This window comes from Nocardioides sp. Soil805 (assembly GCF_001429625.1).
Classification (GTDB): domain Bacteria; phylum Actinomycetota; class Actinomycetes; order Propionibacteriales; family Nocardioidaceae; genus Nocardioides.
Genome location: NZ_LMSU01000006.1, coordinates 13,650 through 37,826, shown reverse-complemented (window position 1 = coordinate 37,826; position 24,177 = coordinate 13,650). Strand labels below are relative to the sequence as shown.

Sequence of the window (24,177 nt, the reverse complement as noted above, 5' to 3'; positions counted from 1 at the left end):
CTGGCACGGTCAGGGGCGGGACAGCAGGTGCACCCGCGAGGTCAGCTTCCCGAGCATCAGGTAGACCGTCCAGAGGCACTCCCCCAGCGCCACGTCGTACGCCGCGTCGCCCAACGCCTCCCGGTAGCGCTCGGGGTCGCGCTGGAGCCGCGCCGCGTGCAGGAGCGCGCGCGACGCCGTGCCGGACGTCTCCTCCGCGTGCTCGACCCACTCCGAGCCGAGGTCGACCGAGGCGTCGACGACAAGTCCCGAGTGCCGGATCGCCCCGTCCGAGGTGTCGAGGTCCATCGACGCCGGGACCACCCCGAGGACCGGGAACAGCCAGTCCGCCTCCTCCGGGGCCAGCAGGTCGGTCGCGAGGACCTGGTGGACCAGCGCCCGCCCGCCCGGCCTGAGCACCCGCCCGAACTCACGGTAGGAGGAGGCCAGCGAGGGCACGTGCGGAAGGCTGTCGCGGCACCAGACGAGGTCGACGGTCGCGTCGCGCAGCGGGATCCGGTCGGCCGTGCCGCGCTCGAAGGACACCCGCGACGCGACGGCCTCGGGCTCCCCGCGGCGCACCTCGCGGGCCCGGTCGAGGTGACGCTGCACCGGGTCGATGCCGACGACGCGCAGCCCGAAGTGCGCCGCCAGCCGGAAGGCGTGCTCGCCCTCACCGCAGCCCACGTCGACGGCGAGGCTGTCGGGCGCAAGGTCCAGCGAGCGCACCGTCGCCAGCAGCATCGAGGGGTCGCGCGGGGCGAGGCTCTGGTCGAGCACGTCCGCGACGGAGGTGGCCATCAGCCCGACCCCTCGTCGTCCACCCCGGACCCCGCACCCGAGTCCGGGTCGGCATCGGAAGCAGCCCGGATCCGCTCGGCGAGGAAGCCCGCCAGCCCCGCGATGGCGGCGTCGGCGACGAGCGACTCCGACACGGTGGCCGGGTCCACGCCGGGCACGTCGACGGGCACCAGGTCCGACCAGGAACCCACCAGCGAGACCCCGAGCTGCTGCAGCGCGGAGACCATGTGCGCGGCGTGGTCGGCCACCCAGGGCGACACCGGCAACCCGATCGCCGGCTCGTCGCCCTTGCGCGCGGCGAGCACCTGCTTGGCGAGCACGCCCTTGCGCAGGTCGGTGCCCTCCGGGAAGACCAGGCCCTCGGCGTTGAGCAGCTCGTTGACCCGCCTGATCACCAGCGTCGAGGCCGCGCCGACGGACTCGTTGCCCATCCGCGCCGGCGCGAAGCCCTCGGGCGAGGTGCCCAGCACCGAGCAGAAGCGCTCCCACAGCAGCTCGCGCGGGGCGCCGGGAGGCGGCACCGTGACGACCACGATCCGCGAGGCACCCACCTCCTCGCCCCACGTGCGGGCGAAGCGGACGATGTTCTGCTGGCGCCAGAAGGTCCGGCCCGACTCCGGCGCCTCGGCCGACTCGTCACGATGGCCGGGTCGCCAGGCCTCGATGCCCGCGAGGTAGTCGGCGAAGGTCCACGTGCGGCCGTTCTGCACGGTCTCCTGCCACATGGCGGGGATCGAGCGGTTGAGGTCGCGGGCGGTGACCACGACGGTGACCTCGTGGTCGGGGAACGTCGCGAGCACGCGGCGTACGACGACCGGCCGCACCGGTCCGAGGTACTCCATCGAGATCACCGACGTGCCCTCGTGCGCCTGCACCTTGCCGGCCATCCGGGCCCACTGCGCCTCGCCCCCTCGGAGCACGTCGCTCGCGGCCATCACCTGGGAGAGCCAGTTCATGCCGGGGACGAGGATCCCGCGCTCGAGGAGCATCCGCTTGTTGGCGAACAGCCGCGACTGGACGTAGCTCGTGCCGGACTTCATCGCCCCCACGTGGAGCACGAGCCGGCGGGACATGGGCGTCACCCTAGTCGGCGTCCACCCGGGCGAAGGGGAACGGGCCGTGTCCCGTGGCGAGCACCTCGCGCGCGGACGCGAGCACCGCCGGCGACATCGGCGCGCCGGTCACGAACTCGCCCAGGCGCCGTACGACGTCGTCGCGCACGGCGGGGTCGGGGCCGGTCAGCTCCTCGTAGCGCACGTCGTGGACCCGGTCGGGACGCGTGGCACGCAGGTGCTCCTGGATCTCGACCACCCGGTTGATGAGGCCGTGGGCCTCGTCGACGTCGGAGTCGCGCCAGAAGCCGGAGCCGATCACGCGCGCCACGTCGCGGGTGTTGAGGACGTAGCGCACGCCCGGGAACGCCTTGTCCATGGCGTCGAAGAAGCCGGCCGTCTCGTCGGGGGCGATCCGGTGCCAGACGACCTCCTTGAAGCCGAGCACGTCGTAGTCGTCGGCGTCGCGGTTGCCGACCACCCCGGTCGTGACGACGTCGTTCATCGCCTGCATGAAGGCGCTGCGCCGGATGGCCTTGAGCCCGTAGAAGGCCGAGACCACGTTGCGCGAGCCCTGCTCGCCGTGCAGCTCGCGGAAGGCGCGCAGCCGTGCGAGGGCGCGGTAGAGGTCGAGCAGGTAGAGGTCGTTCTCCCCGCGCACCAGCACGCGGGGAAACGCGTTGAGCAGGCCCTGCACCAGCGTCGAGCCCGAGCGCCCGTAGGTCACGACGAAGACGTAGCGGTGGCGCTCGCGCGAGCGCCGCGCGGCGGCGTGGGCCAGCCCCGCGCGGAATCCCTCCTCGCGCGCCCGGTCCACGCGCGCGTCGAGACGCCGACGGACCGGGGGCGGGAGGTACACGGCGTCAGCCCTTGAGCTTGTAGTCCTTGAGGACCGACCGACCGATGATCATCTTCTGGATGTCGGAGGTGCCCTCACCGATGAGCATGAACGCCGACTCGCGGTAGAGCCGCTCGATCTCGTACTCCTTGGAGTAGCCGTAGCCGCCGTGGATGCGGAACGACGCCTCGACGACCTCGTTGCAGTACTCGGACGCCAGCATCTTGGCCATCCCGGCCTCCACGTCGTTGCGCTCGCCCTTGTCCTTGGTGCGGGCCGCGCGGACCATCATCGTGTGGGCGGTCTCGACCTTGGTCGCCATCTCCGCGAGGCGGAACAGGATCGCCTGGTGCTCCGCGATCGGCTTGCCGAAGGTCTCGCGCTGCTGGGAGTAGGCCACCCCGAGCTCGAAGGCCCGGTTGGCGATCCCGCAGGCGCGGGCGGCGACGTTGACGCGGCCGACCTCGACGCCGTCCATCATCTGGTAGAAGCCCTTGCCCGGCTCACCGCCGAGGATCTGCTCGGCGGCGATCTGGTGGTTCTCGAAGACGGCCTCGGTGGTGTCGACGCCCTTGTAGCCCATCTTGTCGATCTTGCCCGGGATGGTCAGGCCGGGCGCGGTCTCCCCGAAGCCCGGCTCCTTCTCCACCAGGAAGGTCGTCATGTTCTTGTAGACCGAGTCGGCGCCCTCGTCGGTCTTCACCAGCACCGCGATCAGCGTCGAGGACCCGCCGTTGGTCAGCCACATCTTCTGGCCGTTGATCGTGTAGTCGCCGTCGTCACCGCGGGCGGCCTTGGTCTTGATGGCCGCCACGTCCGAGCCCAGGCCCGGCTCCGACATCGAGAAGGAGCCCCGCACCTCACCGGTCGCCATCCGCGGGAGGTACTTGCGCTTCTGCTCCTCGGTGCCGTGCTGCATCAGCATGTAGGCGACGATGAAGTGGGTGTTGATGACACCCGAGACGCTCATCCAGCCGCGCGCGATCTCCTCCACGCACAACGCGTAGGTCAGCAGCGACTCGCCCAGCCCGTCGTACTCCTCGGGGATCATCAGCCCGAAGATGCCCAGCTCCTTGAGGCCCTCCACGATCTCGGTCGGGTACTCGTCCTTGTGCTCCAGCTCGGAGGCGACCGGGAGGATCTTCTCGTCCACGAACTGGCGCACCGCCTTGAGGATCTCGCTCTGGTCCTCGGTGAGTCCGTCGGTCTGGCACAGGCGACCCATGGCGGGAGTCCTTCCGTTGGAGGGCGTGACGGCTGGTTACCAGCCGGTAATCCGGACAGCCTAGGCGGGAAAGCTCCCCCGCCGGCACATGACAGTAGTCACAGTCCCTCACCGCCCGCGCAGGGCCCGGCGCAGGCGGGACAGCCGCGACGGCGGTGGCGCGGAGGTCGCCGGACGGTCGGTACGCCGCTGCAGGTCGCCCATCAGGGTCGCCACCAGGTCCAGGGCGACCTCGGCCACCTCGGCGTCGGTCACCGAGTCCGGGTGCCGCCGCGGCGGCAAGTCCTCCGGCACGCGCAGCAGCTCGAGGTCTCCCACGACGTCGTACGGCGCGGCGCGCAGCCGCTCGACGGCCCGCTCCCCGCGTCGGCGGGCGTCGGCCACCTGGTCGTCGGCCGGCCAGAACGGCTCCCCACCGCGCGGCACCAGCCGCTCGTCGGCCAGGAAGGAGCGCAGCCACACCCCGCGGGCGCGGGCGGTGTTGAAGCCCGTCAGCCGCTCGTTGACCCGGCGCATCGTCTCGGCCTCCACCACCCCCATCGAGGAGTTGGCGAAGCCCTGCGTGGCGTCGCACGTGGCGGGGTCGATGCCGAGCACCCCGGCGAACCGCTCCCACAGCACCTCGCGGGCCGAGCCCGGCGGTGGCGGGGTGAGGACGTGCAGCCGCTCGGGCGGCACGGTCGGGGCCCAACGCTCCAGGACCAGCCCGAGGTCGAGGGCGCGCCAGTCCCAGACGGCGCGGGGGTCCTCGGACTCCGAGCGGCCGTAGTCGGCCAGCGGCGTGGTCGACTTGTTCTTCAGGGACTCCTGCCAGCTCGACGTGAACAGGCCCAGCGGCTCCCGGGCGGTGACGACCACGTGCACCTCGGCCGGAGCCAGCGCCTCGACCATCCGGGTCGCCTGCTCCGCCGAGGCGGCGCAGAAGAACTCGTGGCTGACCAGCGCGTCCCCGGACCACGCGGCCACGTCGGCCCGCACCCGGTCCCACGCGCCCGGGGCGTCCGGGCCGCGCCGGGCGACGCCGGGGTCGTCACGCACGATCATCGAGCTGAGGAGGTGGTCGCTCTTGCGCGCCCCGGGCAGCAGCAGGCCGGCCTCCCGCAGGCGCTCGCGCCCGGGCCAGGCGATGGCCTGGAGGTAGGAGGTGCCCGTCTTGGGCAGCCCGATGTGGACGAAGACGCGACGGCTCACCGTGCGCTCCTCACGACCCCAGCTCGTCGACGTACCGCTGGACCGCGGCGGGATCCGCGCCCGGCAGCAGCTCGGTGACGACGTCGAGGAGCTCGGCGAAGCGCTGGTGGAGCACGGCGCCCTCCTGGACGCGGTCCGTCAGCGCGGCGACCTGGGCCTCCAGCTCCTGCACGCGCGCCTCGAGGTCCTTGCGGGACCCGCTCTCGGACAACCTGCTGGGCAACTTCATCGCCACTCCACCTCCAGGCGGCAGGACCGCCACTGCTTGCCGTCGGACAACTCTTCGCCGTAGCCGTAGTCGATGGCCTGGCCGACCAGGTCGACCCGGTCCGTGACCACCGCACCGCGTCGCTCGACGTCCGCGACGACGTCGGCGACCTCCAGCGGGCGCACCAGCGAGGGACGGCCCTCCGGGTCGTCGATCGGACTGGTCAGGAACTCCAGGTGCACCCGCTCGCCGGGCCGCAGGACCATCGAGACGAGCCGCCAGAAGTTGTCGACGCCGTACGGCGAGGTCGAGTCGACGAGGTGGCGTGCGAGCACCGTGCGGCGACCGGGCCGGGCGGCGAGCAGCGCGCCCCAGGAGAGCACGTGGCGCAGCTCGAGGAGGTTCATGGTGCGCAGCTCGGCGGGCCAGCCCTGCGCGGCGGCCTTGTCGGCGACGAACTGCATCGCGACCCCGGAGTAGTCCAGCCCGACCGCCGGCCGGCCCTGCTTGGCCAGCCAGCGCACGTCACGCCCGCGGCCGCACCCGACGTCGAGCACCCACGTGTCGGGGTCCTCGCGCGCGTGCAGGTGGCGGGAGACGTCGTGGGGCGGCTGGTACGGCGGCAGCAGCCGGGCCAGGCCGTAGCGGTGGTCCCACGCGGCCCGGTGCAGCCGGGTGCCCCGGAACCACTCGTCGAAGCGTCGCTGGACTCCCGGGTCCTTCTCGTAGCGGAAGGCGGGGTCGGGGACGCGCCAGCCCGGGCCGTAGGTCTCGGCGAGCAGCCGCTCGGGGTCGGCCGGCGCCGGCAGCTCGCGACCGTCGAGGGTGACCGTGCCGAGGGGGAAGACCCACTCGCGCTCGTAGGGCGCCCAGATCTCGCCGAGCAGCGCGAGGTGTCCCTCGCTGAAGAAGCCGCCGAAGACGTCCAGCCCGCGGACCGAGCCGTCGGCGTCCGGGACGTCGATCTTGAACGCCCCCCCGCTGTGCCGGCTGGTGGCGTAGCCCCGCCGCTCGACGGCGCGCTGGACCCGGTGGGACTCGCGGATCACGTCGATCGGGTGGGTGTGGTGGCTGACGTAGCCGACGTCCGCGTCGTTGTCGTGGCCCAGGAAGGTGCCCTCGCGGACGGCGCCGAGCAGGGTGCCGTACGCCGGGAAGGCCTCCAGGCCCTGCTCGTGCAGCAGGCCCAGCACCGTCTCCAGCGCGTCGAGCAGCGGGGTGAGCTCGCCGGCGTCCTTGGTCTCGAACGTCTTGACCAGCTTGCCGTACATGTCGATGCCGAGCGGGGCCCCGTCGCGCCCGACCACGGTGAGGCGGCGGTCCTCGGTGCCGAGACGGACCTCCGCGTCGTGGACCACGGTGCCGTCCCCGAGGGTGACGCCGAGGCGCGTGGCGCCCTCGAGGTGCAGGGTGAGGCGCTCGGGCCACGCCACCGCCCGCGCGCCGCTCTCCGACGTGCCGTCGGGCGTGCTGTCGCGGACCGACCAGAACGACCAGATCCGGCGACCGTCGAAGGAGACGTTGCAGAGCACGTCCTCGGACGCTGCGAACCGGAGCCCGTCGTCGTCGACGCGGACGTCGCGGACCGGGGGCAGGGCCGTCGGGTCAGTCATGGCGGGTGGTCACACCCGACCGAGGAACCGGTCCGGGATCCGGGTGAAGGGGCGGTTGCGCATCGCCTGCACCTGCCCGCCGCCCACGGCCCGCCACACGTCGGGAGCGCTCTGCTCGACGATGGTCGGCAGCTTCTTCAGCGGCGGACCGAAGGGCTTGATCTCGTCGTGGTCGATGTCGGCGGTGATCTCGTCGAGCAGGTCGACCATGTCGCCGCCGCTGCGCTCCCAGCTGGTGCGGGCGGCGCGGCCCTCGCTGGTGAACATCGCGTGCCGGTGGTCGGCGACCGCCTGGAGGTGGTCGCGGTCGGCGAACTTCATGTGGAACATGAACAGCTCGGGGTCGACCTCGAAGGGGCACTTGATGCCGTGCGAGGCCAGCGCCCACGGGGCCGGGTCCCACTTGAGCGACGGCTTGCACATCAGCGGCAGGAACTTGGCCAGCCGGCGCTGCCCCAGGATGGGCTCGTCGTCGACGAGCGCCGGCTCCCGGGCGACGTCGTGGACGACGTTGAGCCCCATCACGCCGACGGCCGGGCGGCCCTCCCGCGCGGCGACGAAGTGGCGCAGCGTCTCGTGCACCTTGGGGTCGGCGACGATGAACTCGTCCACGTCGCAGAAGATCGTGGCGTCGTACGCCTCGAGCAGGCCGGCCGAGAGGCCGCCCAGCATCCCCATCCGGGCGGGCTCGAAGGACTTCTTGCTCGTCAGCGGCGGGATCCGCAGCACCGGGCAGGGCAGGTCGTCGGTGGAGCCGTCGGAGCTGTTGTCGTCGACGACCACGAGGTTCTCCGCGCCGACCTCCCGGGCGTAGTGGTCGACCCAGCGGCGCAGCATGGTGCCCTCGTCGCGGGCCATCGTGATGACGGCGACGTGCGGCAGGCCGCTCATCGGCTCGCCTTCTTCAGCCGCGCGATCCGGCGCCGGTGCCGGCCCTCGCGCTCGACGCCGATCTGCACCATCCGCGACAGGCCCTCCATCGCCGCCTCCAGCTGCTGCTGGGTGGAGACCTGCGAGGGGTGCACGCCGGGGACCGGGCGGGGCAACAGCTCGTCGAGGTCGCCGACGACGCGGTGCCGCTGCGTGCGGAGCGCGGAGACCTCCGCGGCGCCGCGCTTCATCACCCAGCGCTCGTCGAGCCCGAGGCGCGGCTCCTGGCCCTGCCGGGCCACCAGGCCGCGCTTGGTCAGCAGGTGCTTGACCAGCAGGTCGTAGTACTTGTCGTCGGTGAAGCCGTCGGCCTCGAGCAGCGCGTTGAGGTGCTGGAGCGTCATCGCGGTGGCCAGCCCGATGGACGGGTTGGCCCGCACGTCGAGCTCGAAGGCCTGCGGGTCCAGGTGCAGCACCTGGGCGAAGCGCTCCCACAGCAGGCTGGACGGGGCACCCTTCTGGGGCACCGTCATCAGCGTGAAGTGGTCCTCCCCGACCGCGGCGGCCCAGCGCGCCGCGATATCGGCCAGGCCCTGGTGGTTCCAGAAGTTGCGGGCCACCGGCTGCGAGCGGTCCTCGGAGCGCACGGCGGAGAGGTAGGCGTCCCAGTCGACCGCGGAGCCGTTCTGCACCGACTCCAGCCACATGGCGGCGATGTTGCGGGCCAGGTCCCGGCCGGTCAGCACGACCTGGAGGTCGCCCTGCAGGGAGTCGCGCAGGAGCTCGATCTTGGCCGTGACGCGGGGGGCCAGGAACTCCATCGACACCACCGAGGTGCCGGGCGTCGCGTTGATCTCCTCGACCAGCCTCGACCACGGGCCGCCCGCGTCGAGCGGGTCCTGGCGGGGACCGCCATGGGCGATGAGGTCCTGGACCGCGGTCACCTGGTCGCGCCAGCGCTCCCCGGCGAACGAGATCCCGTGCCCGGCCAGCGCCTCGCGGTTGTTGCCGAGGACGTTCTGGATGAAGCTGGTGCCCGACTTCATCGAGCCGATGTGGAGGACGACGCGCTCAGCCACGTCCACTCCCCTTCCGCGTGCCGGTGCAGCCGGCCCCGGTTGGCCGGTAGTGCGATCGTGCCGGGGCCGACCCTACCGAGTCGGCTCCGGCACGGTTGCTGCCGGTCAGGGCAGGCGGACGTCCACCAGTGCCATGTTGTGGTCGGTGACCAGGCTGAGCAGCGGCGGCCGGGTGTACTCGAAGTTGGAGTACGACGCCTCGGGCGTGCCGAAGATCCAGTCGACGCGCATCCGGCTCGGCGGGTTGGTGCACCGGCCGGTCGCGTCGTCGTAGGCACCGCCGAACGGGCTGACCAGGTCGGTCTTGGCCAGCACCTTGCACAGGATCTCGCGCTTCTCGTTGAAGTCACCGATGTAGAACACCGGGGTGCCGGTCGCGCGCAGCTCGTTGATCTTGGCGATCTGCACGTTGCTCGCCTTGTTGCGCTTGAACTGGTAGTCCCACGGGGCGTTGTGGATGTTGATCACGTAGATCTCCTTGCCCGTCACCCGGTGGCGCAGCTTGACGATCGGACGCGGCAGCTCCTTGCTGATGAACTGGTTCATCATCGTGGTGGCCTCGACCAGCTCCCAGACGCTGGTGCGCCAGGCCATGGCCGCCTCGGCCGCGTCGTCGCCGGCCTCGGGCCGGGGGTAGACGTCCCACGTGCCGCGGGCGGCCTTCATCAGGTGGGCCGTCTGGTCGGCGTTGGCCTCCTGGAGGCCCATGATGTCGATCGCCGAGTTGTCGAGCTGGTCGGCCATCCAGGACATCCGGGTGGTCGCCGGCGCGTAGGAGTCGTCACCGGCGTACGGCCGGGTGTGACCGTTGCCGAGGGCGTTGACGGTGGCGATGCGGAAGTCGGTCACCCCGGACGGGTCCGCCGGCGGGAGCGGCTCGACCTCGGTCGGCGAGGGGCTGCTGGTGAGCGTGCCGTTGCCGAGCTGGGCGCGGTCGTTCTGGCCCCAGCAGGTCGCCGAGCCGGCGGTCGTGATGCCGCAGACGTGGCGCCACCCGCCGTCGATCTCCCGCATGTCGGCGGGGCCCGGCTCGGGCGAGGTGGTGAACGGCTTGGTGCCGTCGCCGATCACGCCGTAGGCGTTGTTGCCCCAGCACTGCACGCGCGCCTTGTCGTCGATGGCGCAGGAGGCGCCCTCGGTGGTGGTGATGTCGACGGCCTTGAGGTCGGCGACCTGGCGCGGGGTGGGCGTGGTGGTCACGGTGCCGTCACCGACCTGGCCGAAGGTGTTGCGGCCCCAGCAGAAGACGCCGCCGCTGGTGTTGCGGGCACAGGTGTGGGTCCACGAGGTGGAGACCTCGGCCCAGTTGCTGCTCGTGCCGACGCGGGTGGGCTTGGCCTTGCCGGCGTAGCTGCCGTGGCCGAGCTGGCCGAAGAGGTTGCCGCCCCAGCAGTAGAGCGCGCCGTTCTTCTTGATCGCGCACACGAAGCGGCTGCCGACGGAGACCGACGCCCAGTTCTTGCCCTTCTTGACCAGGCTGGGCTTGGTGCGCACCTTGACCTTGCTGCCGTCGCCGAGCTGGCCCGCGGCGTTGTCTCCCCAGCAGTAGAGCTTGGTCTGGGCGGTGATGCCGCAGGTGTTGAACCAGCTGGCGTCGACCGAGGTCCACTTCGTGCTCTTGGCGACCACGGTGGGCCGCAGGCGGGGCTTGTCGGTGCCGACGCCGAGCTGGCCGCGGTGGTTGACGCCCCAGCAGAAGAGCCTCTGGTTCTTCTTGATGCCGCAGGTGGAGCCGCCGCCGGCCGACACGCGGCGCCAGGGCTTGCCCTGGGTGACCCGCTGGGCAGTCGGGGTCTGGGTGCCCTTCTTGCCGTCCCCGAGCTGGCCGAAGGAGTTGCGCCCCCAGCACAGCAGCGAGCCGTCGCCGGGCAGCTGGCAGGTGTGCTCGCCGCCGCTGGAGATGGCCTCCATGCCGGCGCGGCGCCGCTCCGCGGCGGTGCTCGCGAGGCGGGAGGACGTGGAGTCGTCCGTCGTGCCCACGGCCCCGACCGGCGCGGCCGTGACCACACCCGACGTGGCGGCCGCACCCGAGGGGGCGGCCAGGGCGAGCGGGGACAACAGGCTCACGACGAGCGCGATGAGGGCGGCGAGCGCCTTCATGGCAACCTCCGAGGTAGGCGGTGCAGCAGGACGGACGGGCAGACGAGCATCAGCAGTAACACCAGTCACGGTAAGTCACAAACACCACAGTGACCAGACCACGGCGCCGGATCCGGGACCCCACGCCGGAGCACAGCGTCTGCTCGGGAGACGCCACCGGCGGCCGCGAGGTTGCCCTCGTGGCCGCCGGAGTGCGTCGTACGACGTCGGTCGGGACGTCAGCGCGGCGTCATTCGGCCGGCACCATCGAGCCCATGCCCATCTCGGCGCGCACCTTCTCGAAGGGGTCGAAGCCCGGCGCCTGGCGCAGGACGATCTCCTTGATGAGGTCCTGGCCCTGCGGCGGCGGGTTCTTGAAGAGGTAGTTGATGAACTTCGAGTAGGACTGCTCCAGCTTCTTGCTGTTGATGATGAAGCCCTGCTCGTCGGAGAGGGTCGCCATGCCGGAGAAGTTGGCGCTGCCCTGGTAGACCACGTGCGCCTGGCGGTTGCGGGCGTAGTGACCGGAGATCGTCAGCGCCTTCATGTGGACGTAGCGGTCGACGAAGCCGTCGCCGTTGGTGTCCTCGAGGATCGTCCGGCTCGGGATGTCCTTGAGCAGCGAGCGCGAGTTGTTGTTGAGCACGCCGTAGACGAGCTTGACGTTGCAGCCCGCCTTCTTGAGCTTCTTGAGCTTGCCGGCGATCGCCGAGCCGGGGCGGCCGTTGAAGACGGCCTGCGAGACGCGGATGACGGTCTTGCCGTTCTTGCCCGCGTCGCCACGCGCGCCGGTGCACTTGACCTTGTTGAGCAGCCGGATGACGTTGTGGTTGCGCAGCGGGCCCATCTGCGGGAAGAACCAGCCGTCGTAGTTCTTGTCGTCGAAGGTCTTGAAGGCGGGCTTGACCTGGCGGTCGCGCGACATCTCCTTGAAGACGTTCACGTAGGCGTCGTAGGTGCCCTGGCGGCCCTGGACGGTCAGCAGGTCGTTCCACTGGTTGTACGCCGCGGCGTCGGTGAGGTTGGCCGACGTCGACATGACGACGAGGTTGCGCCCGCCGGTGCGGCTGAAGACGAACCACTTGCCGTGCTGGATGCCCTCCTTGCCGCGGCAGGAGTTCTTGCACGTGCGGGCCCAGCTCTTGAGGTAGCCGGGACGCTTCTTGTTGCCCTTCTGCAGCGCCCGCTGGACCTGCCAGAAGTAGCCGTTCGAGCGGCTCTGGCTCTCGGCGAGACCGTTGGCCATGATCAGCCGCACGCTCACGCCGCGCTTGTGGGCGGCGATGATGTCGTTGACGAAGAGCTGGTTGCTGAAGTTCCAGGTGACCAGCTTCATCGACTGGCCCTTGGGCGTGTTGGCGATCGCGCTGCGGATGTAGCGGTTGATCTTGTGGGACTCCGCGGGATCACGGGGCTCGTTGAACCGCACGCCCGCGCGCGGGTGCCACGTGGTGGTCGCGTCCTGGGTCGGGTCCTCGGTCGGCGTGGTGGTCGGCGTCGCGGTGGGGGTCGTCGTGGTCGGCACCGGGGTGGGCGTCGGCGTCGGCGTGGGGGTCGGGGTGGGCGTGGTGGTGGGCGCGGATGCCGCGACCGGCTCTCCGGCGTTGGCCCCTGTCGCGAGGAAGGTCAGCGGCGCCAGCAGCGCGAGGGCTGCGACCGCAGCCGTGATGGGACGAGTGGACTTCATGGTGATGGGATTCCCCTGGGTGTCGTGACCGTGTGTGTCGAGACCGTGAGGTGCCACGGTCGGCGGCTGGCGAGCCGCCGTACGGAAAGGAACGGATCAGGCCTGGCAGGCCGCCAGCGCGGACTGGAACTGCTCGCTCGTGGCGATGTCGCCGACGTCGTTGACCCGGTTGCCGCGCAGTGCGTAGAAGCGGTCGTCGTGGATGATCATCGGGCTGCCGAAGCCGCACATCTTCTTCACGGGCTTGACGGCCTCGCCGTCCTGCGAGCAGGCCGTGTAGTCCTTCGGCAGGTCGAGCCCGTCGACCCAGACGTCCTCGCACACCGGCAGGCCGTTGCTCGGGTCGGTGGCCGGCTCGGCCGGCGCCTCCGACTCGGTGGGGGTCTCGGACGGCGACTCGCCGGTGGACTCCGTGGTGGACTCCGAGCTGCTGGAGTCGGAGGCCTGCTCCCCGCCCGACTCGTTGCCGCAGGCGCCCAGCACCGTCGACCCGAGCACCAAGGCACAGAGCAGGGCGCCCGAGCGGGCAGAGCTCTTCCAGATGGCGACCATGCGTTCCACTGTAGGTGACGTCATGGCCGCCACGTCATCGTCACGCCCGCGCGGGTCGGAGCGGTAGCCTTCGCTGCCGGAGCACGAACGGGGACGCCACGGTCGAGGAGGAACGATGAGCACCACGCCGAACAAGGTCTTCCTCGCCCGTCTCGTCGGGCTCCCGGTCTTCGACCCGCTGGGCGACCAGGTGGCGAAGGTGCGCGACGTCGTCGTGGCGCTGCGCAGCGAGTCCACCCAGCCGCGGGTCCTGGGCCTGGTCGCGGAGGTCTTCGGCCGCAAGCGCATCTTCGTGCCGATGACCCGGGTCACCAACATCGCCTCCGGGCAGGTCCACACCACCGGGCTGCTCAACATGCGGCGCTTCGAGCAGCGCTCCACCGAGACCCTGGTGATGGGCCAGATGCTGGACCGCCAGGTCACCATCACCGCCACCGGCGTGACCGGCACGGTGTACGACGTGGGGATGGAGCAGGCCCGCAACCGCGACTGGGTGCTGTCCCGGGTCGCGATCCAGGAGCCGTCCAAGGGCTTCCGCCGGCGCGGGCAGACCCACACCGTCGAGTGGCGCGACGTCACCGGCCTGGCCCGGCGCCAGGACACCCAGGGCGCCACCCACCTGATCGCCGCGCTCAACGACATGAAGCCGGCCGACGCGGCCAACATGATCCACGACCTGCCGCCCGAGCGGCGTTCGGCCGTGGTCGCCGCCCTCGACGACGAGCGCCTCGCCGACGTGCTCGAGGAGCTGCCGGACGAGGACCAGGTGGAGATCCTCGAGCACCTCGACTCCGAGCGCGCCGCGGACATCCTCGAGGAGATGTCGGCCGACGACGCCGCCGACCTCATCGCCGACCTCAACCCCGAGACCGCCGCGACGCTGCTGGGGCTGATGGAGCCCGACGAGGCCGAGGACGTGCGGCGCCTCATGTCGTACGTCGAGGACACGGCCGGCGCGATGATGACGCCCGAGCCGGTGATCCTCTCCCCCGACGCGACCATCGCCGACGCGCTGGCCCACGTGCGCAACCCCGAGCTGACGCCGGCCCTCGCCGCGCTGGTCTACGTGTGCCGCCAGCCGCTGGAGACGCCCACGGGCAGGCTGCTGGGGGCCGCGCACATCCAGCGCCTGCTCCGCGAACCCCCGTCCACGCTGGTCGCGGCGGCCCTCGACGAGTCGCTCGACCCGCTGCGCCCGGACGCCTCGATCGACGAGGTCGCCGCCCACCTCGCGACGTACAACCTCGTCGCCGCCCCCGTCGTCGACGACGAGGGCCGGCTGCTCGGCGCGGTGACCGTCGACGACCTGCTCGACCACATGCTCCCGGACAACTGGCGTGACCACACCGTGCGGCCCGGGCCCATCAGCCGCCACGGCCTGGACACCCCGCGAGGCGGTGGCCGATGAGCGACTCCCGCGCCCGCGCACGCCTCGACACCCCCCGCGACGCCCGCCGCCACCTCGTGCGGCGCCCCAGCTACGACTCGGACGCCTTCGGGGTCTTCGCCGAGCAGTTCGCCCGCTTCATGGGGACCGCGAAGTTCCTCATCTACATGACGCTCTTCGTGCTCGTGTGGATCACGTGGAACGCCGTGGCGCCCGCGGACCTGCGCTTCGACCCGTTCCCCTTCATCTTCCTGACCCTCATGCTGAGCCTCCAGGCGTCGTACGCCGCACCGCTCATCCTGCTCGCGCAGAACCGCCAGGAGATGCGCGACAAGGTCGTCGCCGAGCAGGACCGGCAGGCCAACGCCCGCGCCCACGCCGACATGGAGTTCCTCGCCCGCGAGGTGGCCTCGCTGCGGATGTCGGTGGGTGAGGTCGCGACCCGCGACTTCCTGCGCTCGGAGCTGCGCGTGCTGATGAGCGACATCGAGCAGCTGAATCGGCCCGAGCCGCCGGAGGAGACAGGCGGCTCGTAGACTCCTTGACCATGAGCACCCCCACGCAGCAGCAGGTCATGGACGCCCTCGCCGGCGTCAACGACCCCGAGATCAAGCGCCCCATCACCGAGCTCGGGATGGTCGACTCGGTGGAGGTCGCCGACGACGGTGCGGTCTCGGTGCACGTGCTGCTGACGGTGTCCGGCTGCCCCCTCAAGGACACCATCAACCGCGACGTGACGGCCGCCGTCACCGCGGTCCCGGGCGTCGCCTCGGTCGACCTCACGCTCGGCGTGATGACCCCCGAGCAGCGCGCCGGCCTCAAGGAGGTCCTCAACGGCGGGAAGGCGCAGCGCGAGATCCCCTTCGCCCAGCCCGGCTCCCTCACCAAGGTCTACGCGATCGCCAGCGGCAAGGGCGGCGTCGGCAAGTCGTCGGTCACCGTCAACCTGGCGCTGGCCCTGGCCGCGCAGGGCCTCAAGGTCGGCATCGTCGACGCCGACATCTACGGCCACTCGGTCCCGGCCATGCTCGGCATCGCGGATGCCCGCCCGACGCAGGTCGACGACCTGATCATGCCCGTGCCGACCCCCTCGGGCGTCTCGGTGATCTCGATCGGGATGCTCAAGCCGCGTCGCGACCAGGTCGTCGCCTGGCGCGGGCCGATGCTCGACCGGGCGCTGGTCCAGATGCTCGCGGACGTCTACTGGGGCGACCTCGACGCCCTGCTCCTCGACCTGCCGCCCGGCACCGGCGACATCGCGATCTCCCTGGGCCAGCACCTGCCCAGCGCCGAGGTCGTCGTGGTGACCACCCCGCAGGAGGCCGCCGCCGAGGTGGCCGAGCGGGCCGGCACGATGGCCTCGATGATGCACCAGCGCGTCATCGGCGTCGTGGAGAACATGAGCTTCCTGACCCTGCCCGACGGCTCGACCATGGAGGTCTTCGGCAGCGGCGGTGGCGACCGCGTCGCCGAGACGCTCTCGCAGCGCTTCGGGTACGACGTCCCGGTGCTCGGCCGCATCCCGCTCGACCCGTCGCTGCGCGAGGGCGGCGACGCCGGCAAGCCGATCGTCGAGTCCGACCCGACCGCTCCCGCGGCCGTCGAGCTCCGCTCGGTGGCCGACCAGCTCGCCGGACGGGGCCGGGGACTCGCCGGCATGCAGCTGGGACTCACCCCGACCGCTAAGTTCTGACCCATGTTCGACGTCGGGCTGCTGGAGCTGGCCGTCATCGCCCTCGTGGCGGTGTTCGTGTTCGGGCCCGAGCGACTCCCGGTGATGGCCAAGCAGGCCGGCCTGATGCTGCGCAAGGCCCGCCAGATGGCCAACACGGCCCGCGACGAGCTCCGCTCCGAGCTGGGCCCGGAGTACTCCGACCTCGAGCTGCGCGACCTCGATCCGCGCAACATCGTGCGCAAGCACATCATCGAGGCGATGGAGGACGAGGAGGCGCGCCCGGCGCCGCAGCCCGAGCTCGCGGAGGGCCAGCTGCCGCCGTACGACGTCGACGCGACCTGACCGGTCGCGGCACCGGCTGGCGAGCACACCGCTCGACCCGGCAACCAGGACGAGCTCGTGTGCGTCGCACGACCAACGACGCCGCCCGAAATGAGCTCCTCCATGCCTGCCAGCCACGTCCTCGCGTGCCGCATCCTCCTGCTGCTGCTTCCCGCCTCCCTCCTGCTGTGGTCCGGTTCCGCCTCCGCGGACGACACCGGCGAGGACACCGCCGGGGGCACGGCCGCGGCCACCTCGGTCCACACCGCCGGCACGCAGCGCGTCCGCCTGCAGGCGCTGCCGCAGGTCGTCCAGCAGGGACGGCGGGTCGCTCCGGCCGGCTGGGCGAAGACCGCCATCACCGCCACCGTCAGGCCGGTCCTGGTCGGCCGTCCGGTGCGCCTCCAGGTCCAGCGCGGCCTCACCTGGCGCCACGTGGACAAGGTGAGGCAGGACCGGAGCGGACGCGCGCAGTTCGCCGCCCCCGCCTCGCTCAACGGCCAGCCGCTGACCTACCGCGTGAAGGCGATCCAGTTCGGGGGGCTCGAGGCGGTGGTGAGCGACCCCGTCAGCACCGAGCGCTGGCGGCCGCCGACGTGGAGCGACGAGTTCTCGGGCACCGCCCTGGCCCCCTGGTGGAGCCACCGGGGCCAGAGCTACGAGCCGACGAGCCTGCGTCGATGCTCGCGGGGCGACCCGGCGGCCGTCCAGGTGCGCAACGGTGCCGTGCGGCTGAGCGTCATCAGGGATCGCAGCAGGACCACCCGGTGCCGGGCCGGGGTGCGCGGCCGGCCCGGCCGCAGGTTCGCCTACCGCCTCCAGGGCCACATCGGCACCGAGGGCGCCTTCTCCTTCCGGTACGGAGTCGCCGCGGCCCGCGTGAAGTTCCACCACTCGCGTGGCCAGCACGGCGCCTTCTGGATGCAGCCGGTCGGGGGCATGTACCCGGGCGGCCCCGGCCACGAGATCGACGTCATCGAGTACTTCGGCGACGAGCACCCCCGGGGCGGCCTGGGCACGTTCATCCACCGATACGAGGGCGACAGCGTGGTCAAGACCGGCGCACGGATGACGAAGTTCAGGTCGTTCCTCAAGGGCCGGCGCGACGGGTGGTCGAAGAACTTCCACGTCTTCTCGGTGGAGTGGACACCGCAGGTGCTCGTCTTCCGCATCGACGGAAAGGAGACCTACCGCGTCCGCGGCGGCATCTCCTCGGCCCGTCAGTACCCCATCCTCAGCATCCTTGCCTCGGACTACGAGATCCCGAAGATGAAGGACAGCCGGCTTCCCCAGCACATGTTCGTCGACTGGGTCCGCGTCTGGGAGACCGGTCCCTGACCTCTCCCGACCCGGGCGGCCCCCTCCGCCCGTCGGCGTGGCGTGCGGTCCCGTCCGCGCCTCAGCGCGACTGCACGGCGGCGATGCCGTCGAAGGCGACCAGCAGGCGCGTCCCCGCCGGCGACTCGACCTCGACGAAGTCCTGACCCACCCGGCGTACGACGCCCTCGTGCTGCGCGCCGTCGGCCAGGTGCAGCACGCAGCGCGCGCCGGACTCGGCGAGCCGGCGCAGCGCCGAGCCCACTCCCAGCCGCTGCAGCGGTGACCAGGCCACCTCGGGCACCGAGCGCTCCGAGGCGCCGTGGACGACGTGGATGCGTGCCGTACGCACGATCCAGTCCTGCCGATGGCCGCTGAGCAGGCACCAGCCGTCGCCCGTGCGCCGCAGCTCGCCCTCGACCCGGCCCACCCCGGCCACCTCCAGGGCCACCGGGGACCCCAGGGATGCCACGAGCCGTCCGGCCAGCGCAACGTGGTGGTACTCCGCGTGGCTGCGGTCGGCCAGCTCGGCGCCGCGCTCGACGTCGTACAACGCCGACGCCTGTCCCTCGAGGTCGTCGAAGAGCTCGAAGAGCCGTTCCTCCCACCGCATGGCCCGACCCTAGCCTGTGCACAACCCGTTGACACCCCAGGTAAAGATGCTTTGAATGAAGCAAACGCACGCAAACGAAAGGTTCGGGGATGTCTCGGGGACACTCACCGACGAGGCGTTGCCTCGTCGTCTGGATCGCCGCCACCGTTGCCCTGCTGAGCACGTGGTGGCTCGCCTCCGGGACGGCCGCGTCCCTGACCTCCCAGGAGACCTGGCGGCGCAGCTTCGAGGACCTGCTGGTCTCGCTGTGCGCCGCGGTCCTGCTCGGGTGCGCCACCCGGCTCTGGCTGGTGACCACGGCGACGACGCTCGCCCTGGCCCGGGGGCGGCTCCCCCACGACCCGCACGGGATCACGCGACGCCTGGTGCTGGCCGCCTGCGGTGCGGCCGTGGTGGCCGGGGTCTCAGCCCCGGCGATGGCCGGCCAGGGCGGTGACCTCGAGCGACTCGCGGGGCTGCCGCTCCCCGACCGCGCCACCGCGAGCCACCCCACCGGGCCCGCGTCCACCGCGCGGCCGGTGGCCGTCCGGCCCGCCACCGTCGAGGCGCCCGCCGGCGACGAGGTGGTCGTCCGCGCCGGAGACTCGCTCTGGTCGCTGGCCGCGTCCCGGCTGCCCGGCTCCGCCACGCCCGGCGAGGTCGACCGGGCCTGGCGCGCGGTGTACGCCGCCAACCGGACCGAGATCGGCGCCGACCCGAGCCTCATCCGTCCCGGCCAGCGCCTGCACCTGCCCGGCCCCGACGACGAGGGCGACGACCGATGAGCCGCAGCGACCGCCCGACGTCCGCCACGAGGAGAGGAACCGACATGTCCACCACCCGGCAGGCCCGGCCCCGGCCCGGCACCCAGGCCCAGGTCATCCCGCTCCGACGGCCGGTCCCGGTGGCCAGCGTCCAGGGTGCGCTTGCGCTCGACCTGACGCCCCGACTCGACCCTCCCGAGCCCGACACGGCGCTGGACGCCCCCCGGCTCGACCTGGTCGACGCCGACGGTGAGCGCCGCCACCGCCTCGACGCCTTCGTGCACCGCTACCTCAGTGCCGCCGTGGAGATCGCCATGGGCGACCGCCCGCTGAGCCAGCTGCTGCGGCACACCGAGCACGGGCTCTACCAGGAGCTGGGCCGGCGCGCCGCGACCGTCTCGGCGGCTGCCGGCACCACGCCCGCGGTGGGACGCGGTCGCGGGGCGGTCCGGCCCACCGTGGCCTCGGTGCGCACCAGCCTGGTGGCCGCCGACGCCCTCGAGGTCTCCGCGCGGGTGCGCCACGGCCAGCGCTCCCGCGCCCTCGCCGCCCGCTTCGAGGCGCGTGACGGGCGTTGGCAGTGCGTCGCCCTCGTCTTCGGCTGACGCCGACACCAAGCCGGGAGGCCGCCGGCTCCGAAGACCACGACGGCCGGACCCGCGGGGGGCGGGTCCGGCCGTCGTGTGCGTGAGGTCGCTCAGCCGCCGATCGTGGCGCGACCCGAGGCCCCGCCCGGCGCGCCGTGGCAGCGCTTGAACTTCTTGCCCGACCCGCAGGGGCACATGTCGTTGCGACCGACACCGGCGTACTCGTCCGCGACGGCCTCGGCCTTGACCTCGACGTCGCCGTCCTCGGAGGGCGCGGAGTAGGCCAGGTTGGTGGGCCGCTCCTTGCGCTCGAGGCCCTTGGCCCGGAACTGCGGCGCGTGGCCCTGGGCCTCGCCCATGTCGATCGCCGGGGCGGCACCGACCGGCGCCACCTCGTGGTCGTGGTCGTGCGTGTGGTCGTGATCGTGGTCGTGATCGTGGTCGTGGACGTGCTCGACCTCGTCGTCACCGTCCTCGGCGATCTCGACCTGGAGGTTGAAGAGGAAGCCGACCGACTCCTCCTTGATGCCGTCCATCATCGCGGTGAACATGTCGAAGCCCTCGCGCTGGTACTCCACGAGCGGGTCGCGCTGCGAGTAGGCCCGCAGGTAGATGCCCTCGCGCAGGTAGTCCATCTCGTAGAGGTGCTCGCGCCACTTGCGGTCGAGGACGGAGAGGATGACGCGCCGCTCCAGCTCGCGCATGACCTCCTCGCCCACCTCGGCCTCGCGGGCGTCGTACGCCGTCTGGATGTCCTTCTGGAGGTCGGCGACGAGCGTCTCGCGGCTCAGCCCGGCCCGGCCGCCCGCGGCCGCCTCGACACCCTGCTCGGTGAGGGTGCACGGGTAGAGCTGCTTGAGCGCGGTGAAGAGCCGGTCCAGGTCCCAGTCCTCGGCGTAGCCCTCGGTCGAGCCCGCGACGTAGCCCGCGATGACGTCGTCGGCGAAGGTGCGGATCTGCTGCTCGAGGTCGGCGCCCTCGAGGACCCGGCGGCGCTCGCCGTAGATGACCTCGCGCTGGCGGCTCATCACGTCGTCGTACTTGAGGACGTTCTTGCGGGACTCGAAGTTCTGGGACTCGACCTGGCCCTGCGCGCTGGCGATGGCGCCGGTGACGCGCTTGTTCTCGATCGGCACGTCGTCGGGCACCTTGAGCACCTGCAGGACGCGGTCGACCCAGTCGGACTTGAAGAGCCGCATCAGCTCGTCCTCGAGGGACAGGTAGAAGCGGGACTCGCCCGGGTCGCCCTGACGGCCGGAGCGACCGCGCAGCTGGTTGTCGATGCGGCGGGACTCGTGCCGCTCGGTGCCGACGACGTACAGGCCGCCGAGCTCCTTGACCTCGTCGTGCTCGGCGGCGACCTGTGCCTTGATCCGCTCGACCATCGCCGGCCACGCGGCGTCGTACTCCTCGACGTTCTCGACCGGGTCGAGGCCCTGCTTGCGCAGCTCCTGGTCGGCGAGGAAGTCCACGGACCCACCGAGCATGATGTCGGTGCCTCGACCGGCCATGTTGGTGGCGACGGTGACGGCGCCCTTGTGACCGGCCAGGGCGACGACCTTGGCCTCGTCGGCGTGCTGCTTGGCGTTGAGGACGGTGTGCGGGACGCCCTTCTTGCGCAGCAGGCCCGACAGCAGCTCGGACTTCTCGACCGACACGGTGCCGACCAGGACCGGCTGGCCGGCGGCGTTGCGCTCGGTGATGTCCTCCACCACGGCGAGGTACTTGGCCTCCTCGGTGCGGTAGACGAGGTCGGCCTGGTCGACGCGGGCCATCGGCTTGTTGGTGGGGATGGGCACCACGCCGAGCTTGTAGATCTTGTCGAACTCGGAGGCCTCGGTCATGGCCGTACCGGTCATGCCGGAGAGCTTGTCGTAGAGGCGGAAGTAGTTCTGCAGGGTGACGGTGGCGAGGGTCTGGTACTCCTCGCGGACGGTCACGCCCTCCTTGGCCTCGATGGCCTGGTGGAGCCCGTCGTTGTAGCGGCGCCCGGCCAGCATGCGGCCGGTGTGCTCGTCGACGATGAGCACCTCGCCGTCCATGACCACGTACTCCTTGTCGTTGCGGAACAGCTCCTTGGCCTTGATGGAGTTGTTGAGGAACGAGATGAGCGGGGTGTTGACCGAGTCGTAGAGGTTCTCGATGCCGAGGTGGTCCTCCACCTTGGTGATGCCGGGCTCGAGGACGGAGATGGTGCGCTTCTTCTCGTCGACCTCGTAGTCGTGGTCGATGCGCATCGAGCGCGCGATCGTCGCGAACTCGGCGTACCACTTGACCTCGTCCTGCGTCGGGCCGCTGATGATGAGCGGGGTCCGCGCCTCGTCGATGAGGATCGAGTCGACCTCGTCGACGACGGCGAAGTTGTGGCCGCGCTGGACGCAGTCCTCGATGGCGTCGGCCATGTTGTCGCGCAGGTAGTCGAAGCCGAGCTCGTTGTTGGTGCCGTAGGTGACGTCGCAGGCGTAGGCCTCGCGGCGCTCGGCCGGTCGCATCGACGGCAGGATCACGCCGACCGTCAGGCCGAGGAAGTGGTGGACGCGGCCCATCTGCTCGGACTGGAACTTGGCGAGGTAGTCGTTGACCGTGACGACGTGGACGCCCTTGCCCTCGAGGGCGTTGAGGTACGACGGCAGCACGGCGACCAGGGTCTTGCCCTCACCGGTCTTCATCTCGGCGATGTTGCCGAGGTGCAGGGCGGCGGCACCCATGATCTGGACGTCGAAGGGGCGCATGCCGAGCACGCGCTTGGAGGCCTCACGGACGGTGGCGAACGCCTCGGGCATGAGGTCGTCGAGGGCCTCGCCCTTCGCGAGCCGCTCCCGGAACTCCACCGTCATGCCCCGCAGCTCGTCGTCGCTCATCGAGACGAAGTCGTCCTCGATGGCGTTGACCGCCTTGGCGATCGCCTCGAGCTGGCGCAGGATCTTGCCTTCGCCGATGCGGAGGAGCTTGTCGATGATGGCAGGCACGGTGATGCGACTCCGTTGAGTGAGAGTGAGTTGTGCAACGTACGGGCGGCCGGATGGCCGTCGATCATGCTACCCACGCCTCCCAGCGAGGGTCGCAACGGCAGCCAGCGGACCGGCGAGGTCGCCGCGCTCCCCCACCACCACCTCACCCAGCCCGAGCCAGCCCGCGAGCCGGTCGAGCTCGGCGCCCAGCTCCTCGGGGGCGTCGGCGGGGGCGTGCGGCTCGGCGTACGCGCCCCGGACGAGCAGGCGCCCGGTCGCGCGGTCGGCCTTGAGGTCGACCCGGGCCACGATGCGGTCCCCCAGCAGGAACGGCAGCACGTAGTAGCCGTGCACGCGCTTGTCCGCGGGGACGTAGATCTCGATGCGGTAGGAGAAGTCGAAGAGGGTCTCGGCGCGCGAGCGCTCCCACACGACCGGGTCGAAGGGCGAGAGCAGCGCCCGGGCTCCCACCCGGCGAGGCAGCCGCGCGTCGCGGTGCAGGTACGCCGCACGCGTCCAGCCGGGCACGGTGACCGGGACCAGCTCGCCGGACTCCAGCAGGGTCGTCACGGCGGCCTTCGTGTCCGCCACCGCCATCCGGTAGTAGTCGGCCAGGCAGCGCAGCGTGGCGACGCCGTGCGACCGGGCGGCGCGGCGGACGAGCTCGAGGTCGGCGTCGGCCCTGCTGGGGGTGGGCGCGGACAGCACCGAGGCGGGCAGGACGCGTTCGGGGAGGTCGTAGAGCACCTCGAACTGCGAGGTGCGACCGGCGATGGCGACGTCGCCGACGAGGAAGAGGTAGTCGAGGACCTTGCGGGCCTGCGACCAGTTCCACCCCCAGTGCTCCTTGGTCCTCGGCCCCTCCGCGAGCTCCTCCTCCAGGTCGCGGGCGGTCACCGGCCCGCGGTCGCGGACCGCCGCCAGCACGCCCGGCTCGAGGGCGGGGTCGGCGGTGAAGCCCCACTTGCCCCGCTCCTCGCGGTAGGAGGCCATCCGGTGCTGCATCACCGGCCACAGGTCGACCGGCATGAAGGCCTGCACGTGTGCCCAGTACTCCACCATCCGGCGCGGGCGCCGTTGCGAGGCCCGCCTCAGCAGGTCGACGTCGTAGGCGCCCATCCGCGAGTAGAGCGGCATGTAGTGGGCGCGCTGGAGCACGTTGACGGAGTCGACCTGGAGGACACCGGTGCGGGCCAGGGTGCGCTCGAGGGTGCGCATCGAGGGGACGGCGTGCGGCCGGTCGGCGAAGCCCTGGGCGGCGAGGGCGATGCGCCGCGCCTGGAGGGTCGAGAGGGACTGAGTCGTCATGTGGATGGTGTTTAGACACGCCGGTCGCGAGCTCGTACCTCGCTCGCGCGGCTGCTCAACCCGACCTGCCTGCTGCGTCCGGTCTCGTTCCTCGACCGGCC

Annotated in this window: 22 protein-coding genes; 7 read left to right on the top strand and 15 right to left on the bottom strand. The window is 71.6% G+C overall.

All coding sequences use genetic code 11. The annotated features are described in order from the left end of the window. Nucleotides 1-9: 9 nt before the first annotated feature. The 12 genes from ASG94_RS19765 to ASG94_RS19710 form a co-directional block, all read right to left on the bottom strand. Nucleotides 10-780 carry a class I SAM-dependent methyltransferase gene (locus ASG94_RS19765; protein ID WP_056928213.1) on the bottom strand — a complete coding sequence of 257 codons (771 nt, stop codon included), beginning with the start codon at nucleotides 778-780 and terminating at the stop codon, nucleotides 10-12. Further along, nucleotides 780-1,853, bottom strand: a complete 1,074-nt coding sequence (locus ASG94_RS19760) for a hypothetical protein (protein ID WP_156411726.1) — start codon at nucleotides 1,851-1,853, stop codon at nucleotides 780-782. The genes ASG94_RS19765 and ASG94_RS19760 overlap by 1 nt, the downstream gene beginning before the upstream one ends. Nucleotides 1,854-1,863: 10 nt before the next feature. Next, entirely contained in the window at nucleotides 1,864-2,691 is an 828-nt protein-coding gene (locus ASG94_RS19755) for a sulfotransferase (RefSeq protein ID WP_056928211.1), read from the bottom strand. A gap of 4 nt (nucleotides 2,692-2,695) precedes the next feature. Continuing rightward, entirely contained in the window at nucleotides 2,696-3,895 is a 1,200-nt protein-coding gene (locus tag ASG94_RS19750) for an acyl-CoA dehydrogenase family protein (RefSeq protein ID WP_056928210.1), read from the bottom strand. 108 nt (nucleotides 3,896-4,003) lie between these two features. Continuing rightward, entirely contained in the window at nucleotides 4,004-5,086 is a 1,083-nt protein-coding gene (locus ASG94_RS19745; protein WP_056928209.1) for a hypothetical protein, read from the bottom strand. A gap of 10 nt (nucleotides 5,087-5,096) precedes the next feature. After that, entirely contained in the window at nucleotides 5,097-5,315 is a 219-nt protein-coding gene (locus ASG94_RS19740; RefSeq protein ID WP_156411725.1) for a DUF6752 domain-containing protein, read from the bottom strand. Next, nucleotides 5,312-6,907 (bottom strand): class I SAM-dependent methyltransferase, encoded by a 1,596-nt coding sequence (locus tag ASG94_RS19735; protein ID WP_056928207.1) that lies wholly within the window; start codon nucleotides 6,905-6,907, stop codon nucleotides 5,312-5,314. The genes ASG94_RS19740 and ASG94_RS19735 overlap by 4 nt, the downstream gene beginning before the upstream one ends. Nucleotides 6,908-6,916: 9 nt before the next feature. Then, nucleotides 6,917-7,798 carry a glycosyltransferase family 2 protein gene (locus tag ASG94_RS19730; protein ID WP_056928206.1) on the bottom strand — a complete coding sequence of 294 codons (882 nt, stop codon included), beginning with the start codon at nucleotides 7,796-7,798 and terminating at the stop codon, nucleotides 6,917-6,919. Further along, nucleotides 7,795-8,856: a hypothetical protein gene (locus ASG94_RS19725; RefSeq protein WP_156411724.1), complete on the bottom strand. Its 1,062-nt coding sequence runs from the start codon at nucleotides 8,854-8,856 to the stop codon at nucleotides 7,795-7,797. The genes ASG94_RS19730 and ASG94_RS19725 overlap by 4 nt, the downstream gene beginning before the upstream one ends. A 105-nt stretch (nucleotides 8,857-8,961) precedes the next feature. Next, nucleotides 8,962-10,956, bottom strand: coding sequence for an endonuclease/exonuclease/phosphatase family protein (locus ASG94_RS19720; RefSeq protein ID WP_056928204.1), 1,995 nt, complete (start codon nucleotides 10,954-10,956; stop codon nucleotides 8,962-8,964). Between the two features lie 229 nt (nucleotides 10,957-11,185). Then, a complete protein-coding gene (locus ASG94_RS19715) occupies nucleotides 11,186-12,622 on the bottom strand; it encodes a phospholipase D-like domain-containing protein (protein ID WP_056928203.1) in 1,437 nt (478 codons plus the stop codon). Nucleotides 12,623-12,718: 96 nt separating this feature from the next. After that, nucleotides 12,719-13,174 (bottom strand): hypothetical protein, encoded by a 456-nt coding sequence (locus ASG94_RS19710; RefSeq protein WP_056928202.1) that lies wholly within the window; start codon nucleotides 13,172-13,174, stop codon nucleotides 12,719-12,721. A 115-nt stretch (nucleotides 13,175-13,289) separates the two neighbouring features. On the opposite strand from ASG94_RS19710, the gene ASG94_RS19705 reads away from it, so the two are divergent. From ASG94_RS19705 to ASG94_RS19685, 5 genes are all read left to right on the top strand, one after another. Beyond that, the gene (locus ASG94_RS19705; protein WP_056928201.1) at nucleotides 13,290-14,582 is read left to right on the top strand and encodes a magnesium transporter MgtE N-terminal domain-containing protein; all 1,293 of its coding nucleotides are present in this window, start codon (nucleotides 13,290-13,292) and stop codon (nucleotides 14,580-14,582) included. Next, on the top strand, nucleotides 14,579-15,097 hold the full coding sequence (locus ASG94_RS19700; protein WP_056928200.1) for a DUF1003 domain-containing protein: 519 nt from the start codon (nucleotides 14,579-14,581) through the stop codon (nucleotides 15,095-15,097). Before ASG94_RS19705 ends, ASG94_RS19700 begins: the two co-directional genes overlap by 4 nt. Before the next feature lie 11 nt (nucleotides 15,098-15,108). Continuing rightward, nucleotides 15,109-16,254, top strand: coding sequence for an Mrp/NBP35 family ATP-binding protein (locus tag ASG94_RS19695; protein ID WP_056928199.1), 1,146 nt, complete (start codon nucleotides 15,109-15,111; stop codon nucleotides 16,252-16,254). 3 nt (nucleotides 16,255-16,257) lie between these two features. Then, on the top strand, nucleotides 16,258-16,578 hold the full coding sequence (locus ASG94_RS19690; protein ID WP_056928198.1) for a sec-independent translocase: 321 nt from the start codon (nucleotides 16,258-16,260) through the stop codon (nucleotides 16,576-16,578). A 102-nt stretch (nucleotides 16,579-16,680) separates the two neighbouring features. Beyond that, on the top strand, nucleotides 16,681-17,895 hold the full coding sequence (locus ASG94_RS19685) for a glycoside hydrolase family 16 protein (protein ID WP_162260845.1): 1,215 nt from the start codon (nucleotides 16,681-16,683) through the stop codon (nucleotides 17,893-17,895). A gap of 61 nt (nucleotides 17,896-17,956) precedes the next feature. Here the strand turns inward: ASG94_RS19685 and ASG94_RS19680 are convergent, their stop codons facing one another. Next, nucleotides 17,957-18,487: a hypothetical protein gene (locus ASG94_RS19680; RefSeq protein WP_056928196.1), complete on the bottom strand. Its 531-nt coding sequence runs from the start codon at nucleotides 18,485-18,487 to the stop codon at nucleotides 17,957-17,959. 89 nt (nucleotides 18,488-18,576) lie between these two features. Here ASG94_RS19680 and ASG94_RS19675 point away from each other — a divergent pair, with 89 nt between their 5' ends. After that, nucleotides 18,577-19,251 carry a LysM peptidoglycan-binding domain-containing protein gene (locus ASG94_RS19675; RefSeq protein ID WP_056928195.1) on the top strand — a complete coding sequence of 225 codons (675 nt, stop codon included), beginning with the start codon at nucleotides 18,577-18,579 and terminating at the stop codon, nucleotides 19,249-19,251. Nucleotides 19,252-19,295: 44 nt separating this feature from the next. Further along, nucleotides 19,296-19,835 (top strand): Rv3235 family protein, encoded by a 540-nt coding sequence (locus ASG94_RS19670; protein ID WP_056928194.1) that lies wholly within the window; start codon nucleotides 19,296-19,298, stop codon nucleotides 19,833-19,835. Nucleotides 19,836-19,927: 92 nt separating this feature from the next. Here ASG94_RS19670 and secA read toward each other — a convergent pair whose 3' ends face one another. Then, nucleotides 19,928-22,786: a preprotein translocase subunit SecA gene (gene secA, locus ASG94_RS19665; protein ID WP_056928193.1), complete on the bottom strand. Its 2,859-nt coding sequence runs from the start codon at nucleotides 22,784-22,786 to the stop codon at nucleotides 19,928-19,930. Nucleotides 22,787-22,855: 69 nt separating this feature from the next. Then, nucleotides 22,856-24,076 (bottom strand): winged helix-turn-helix domain-containing protein, encoded by a 1,221-nt coding sequence (locus ASG94_RS19660; protein ID WP_056928192.1) that lies wholly within the window; start codon nucleotides 24,074-24,076, stop codon nucleotides 22,856-22,858. Between the last annotated feature and the right edge of the window lie 101 nt (nucleotides 24,077-24,177).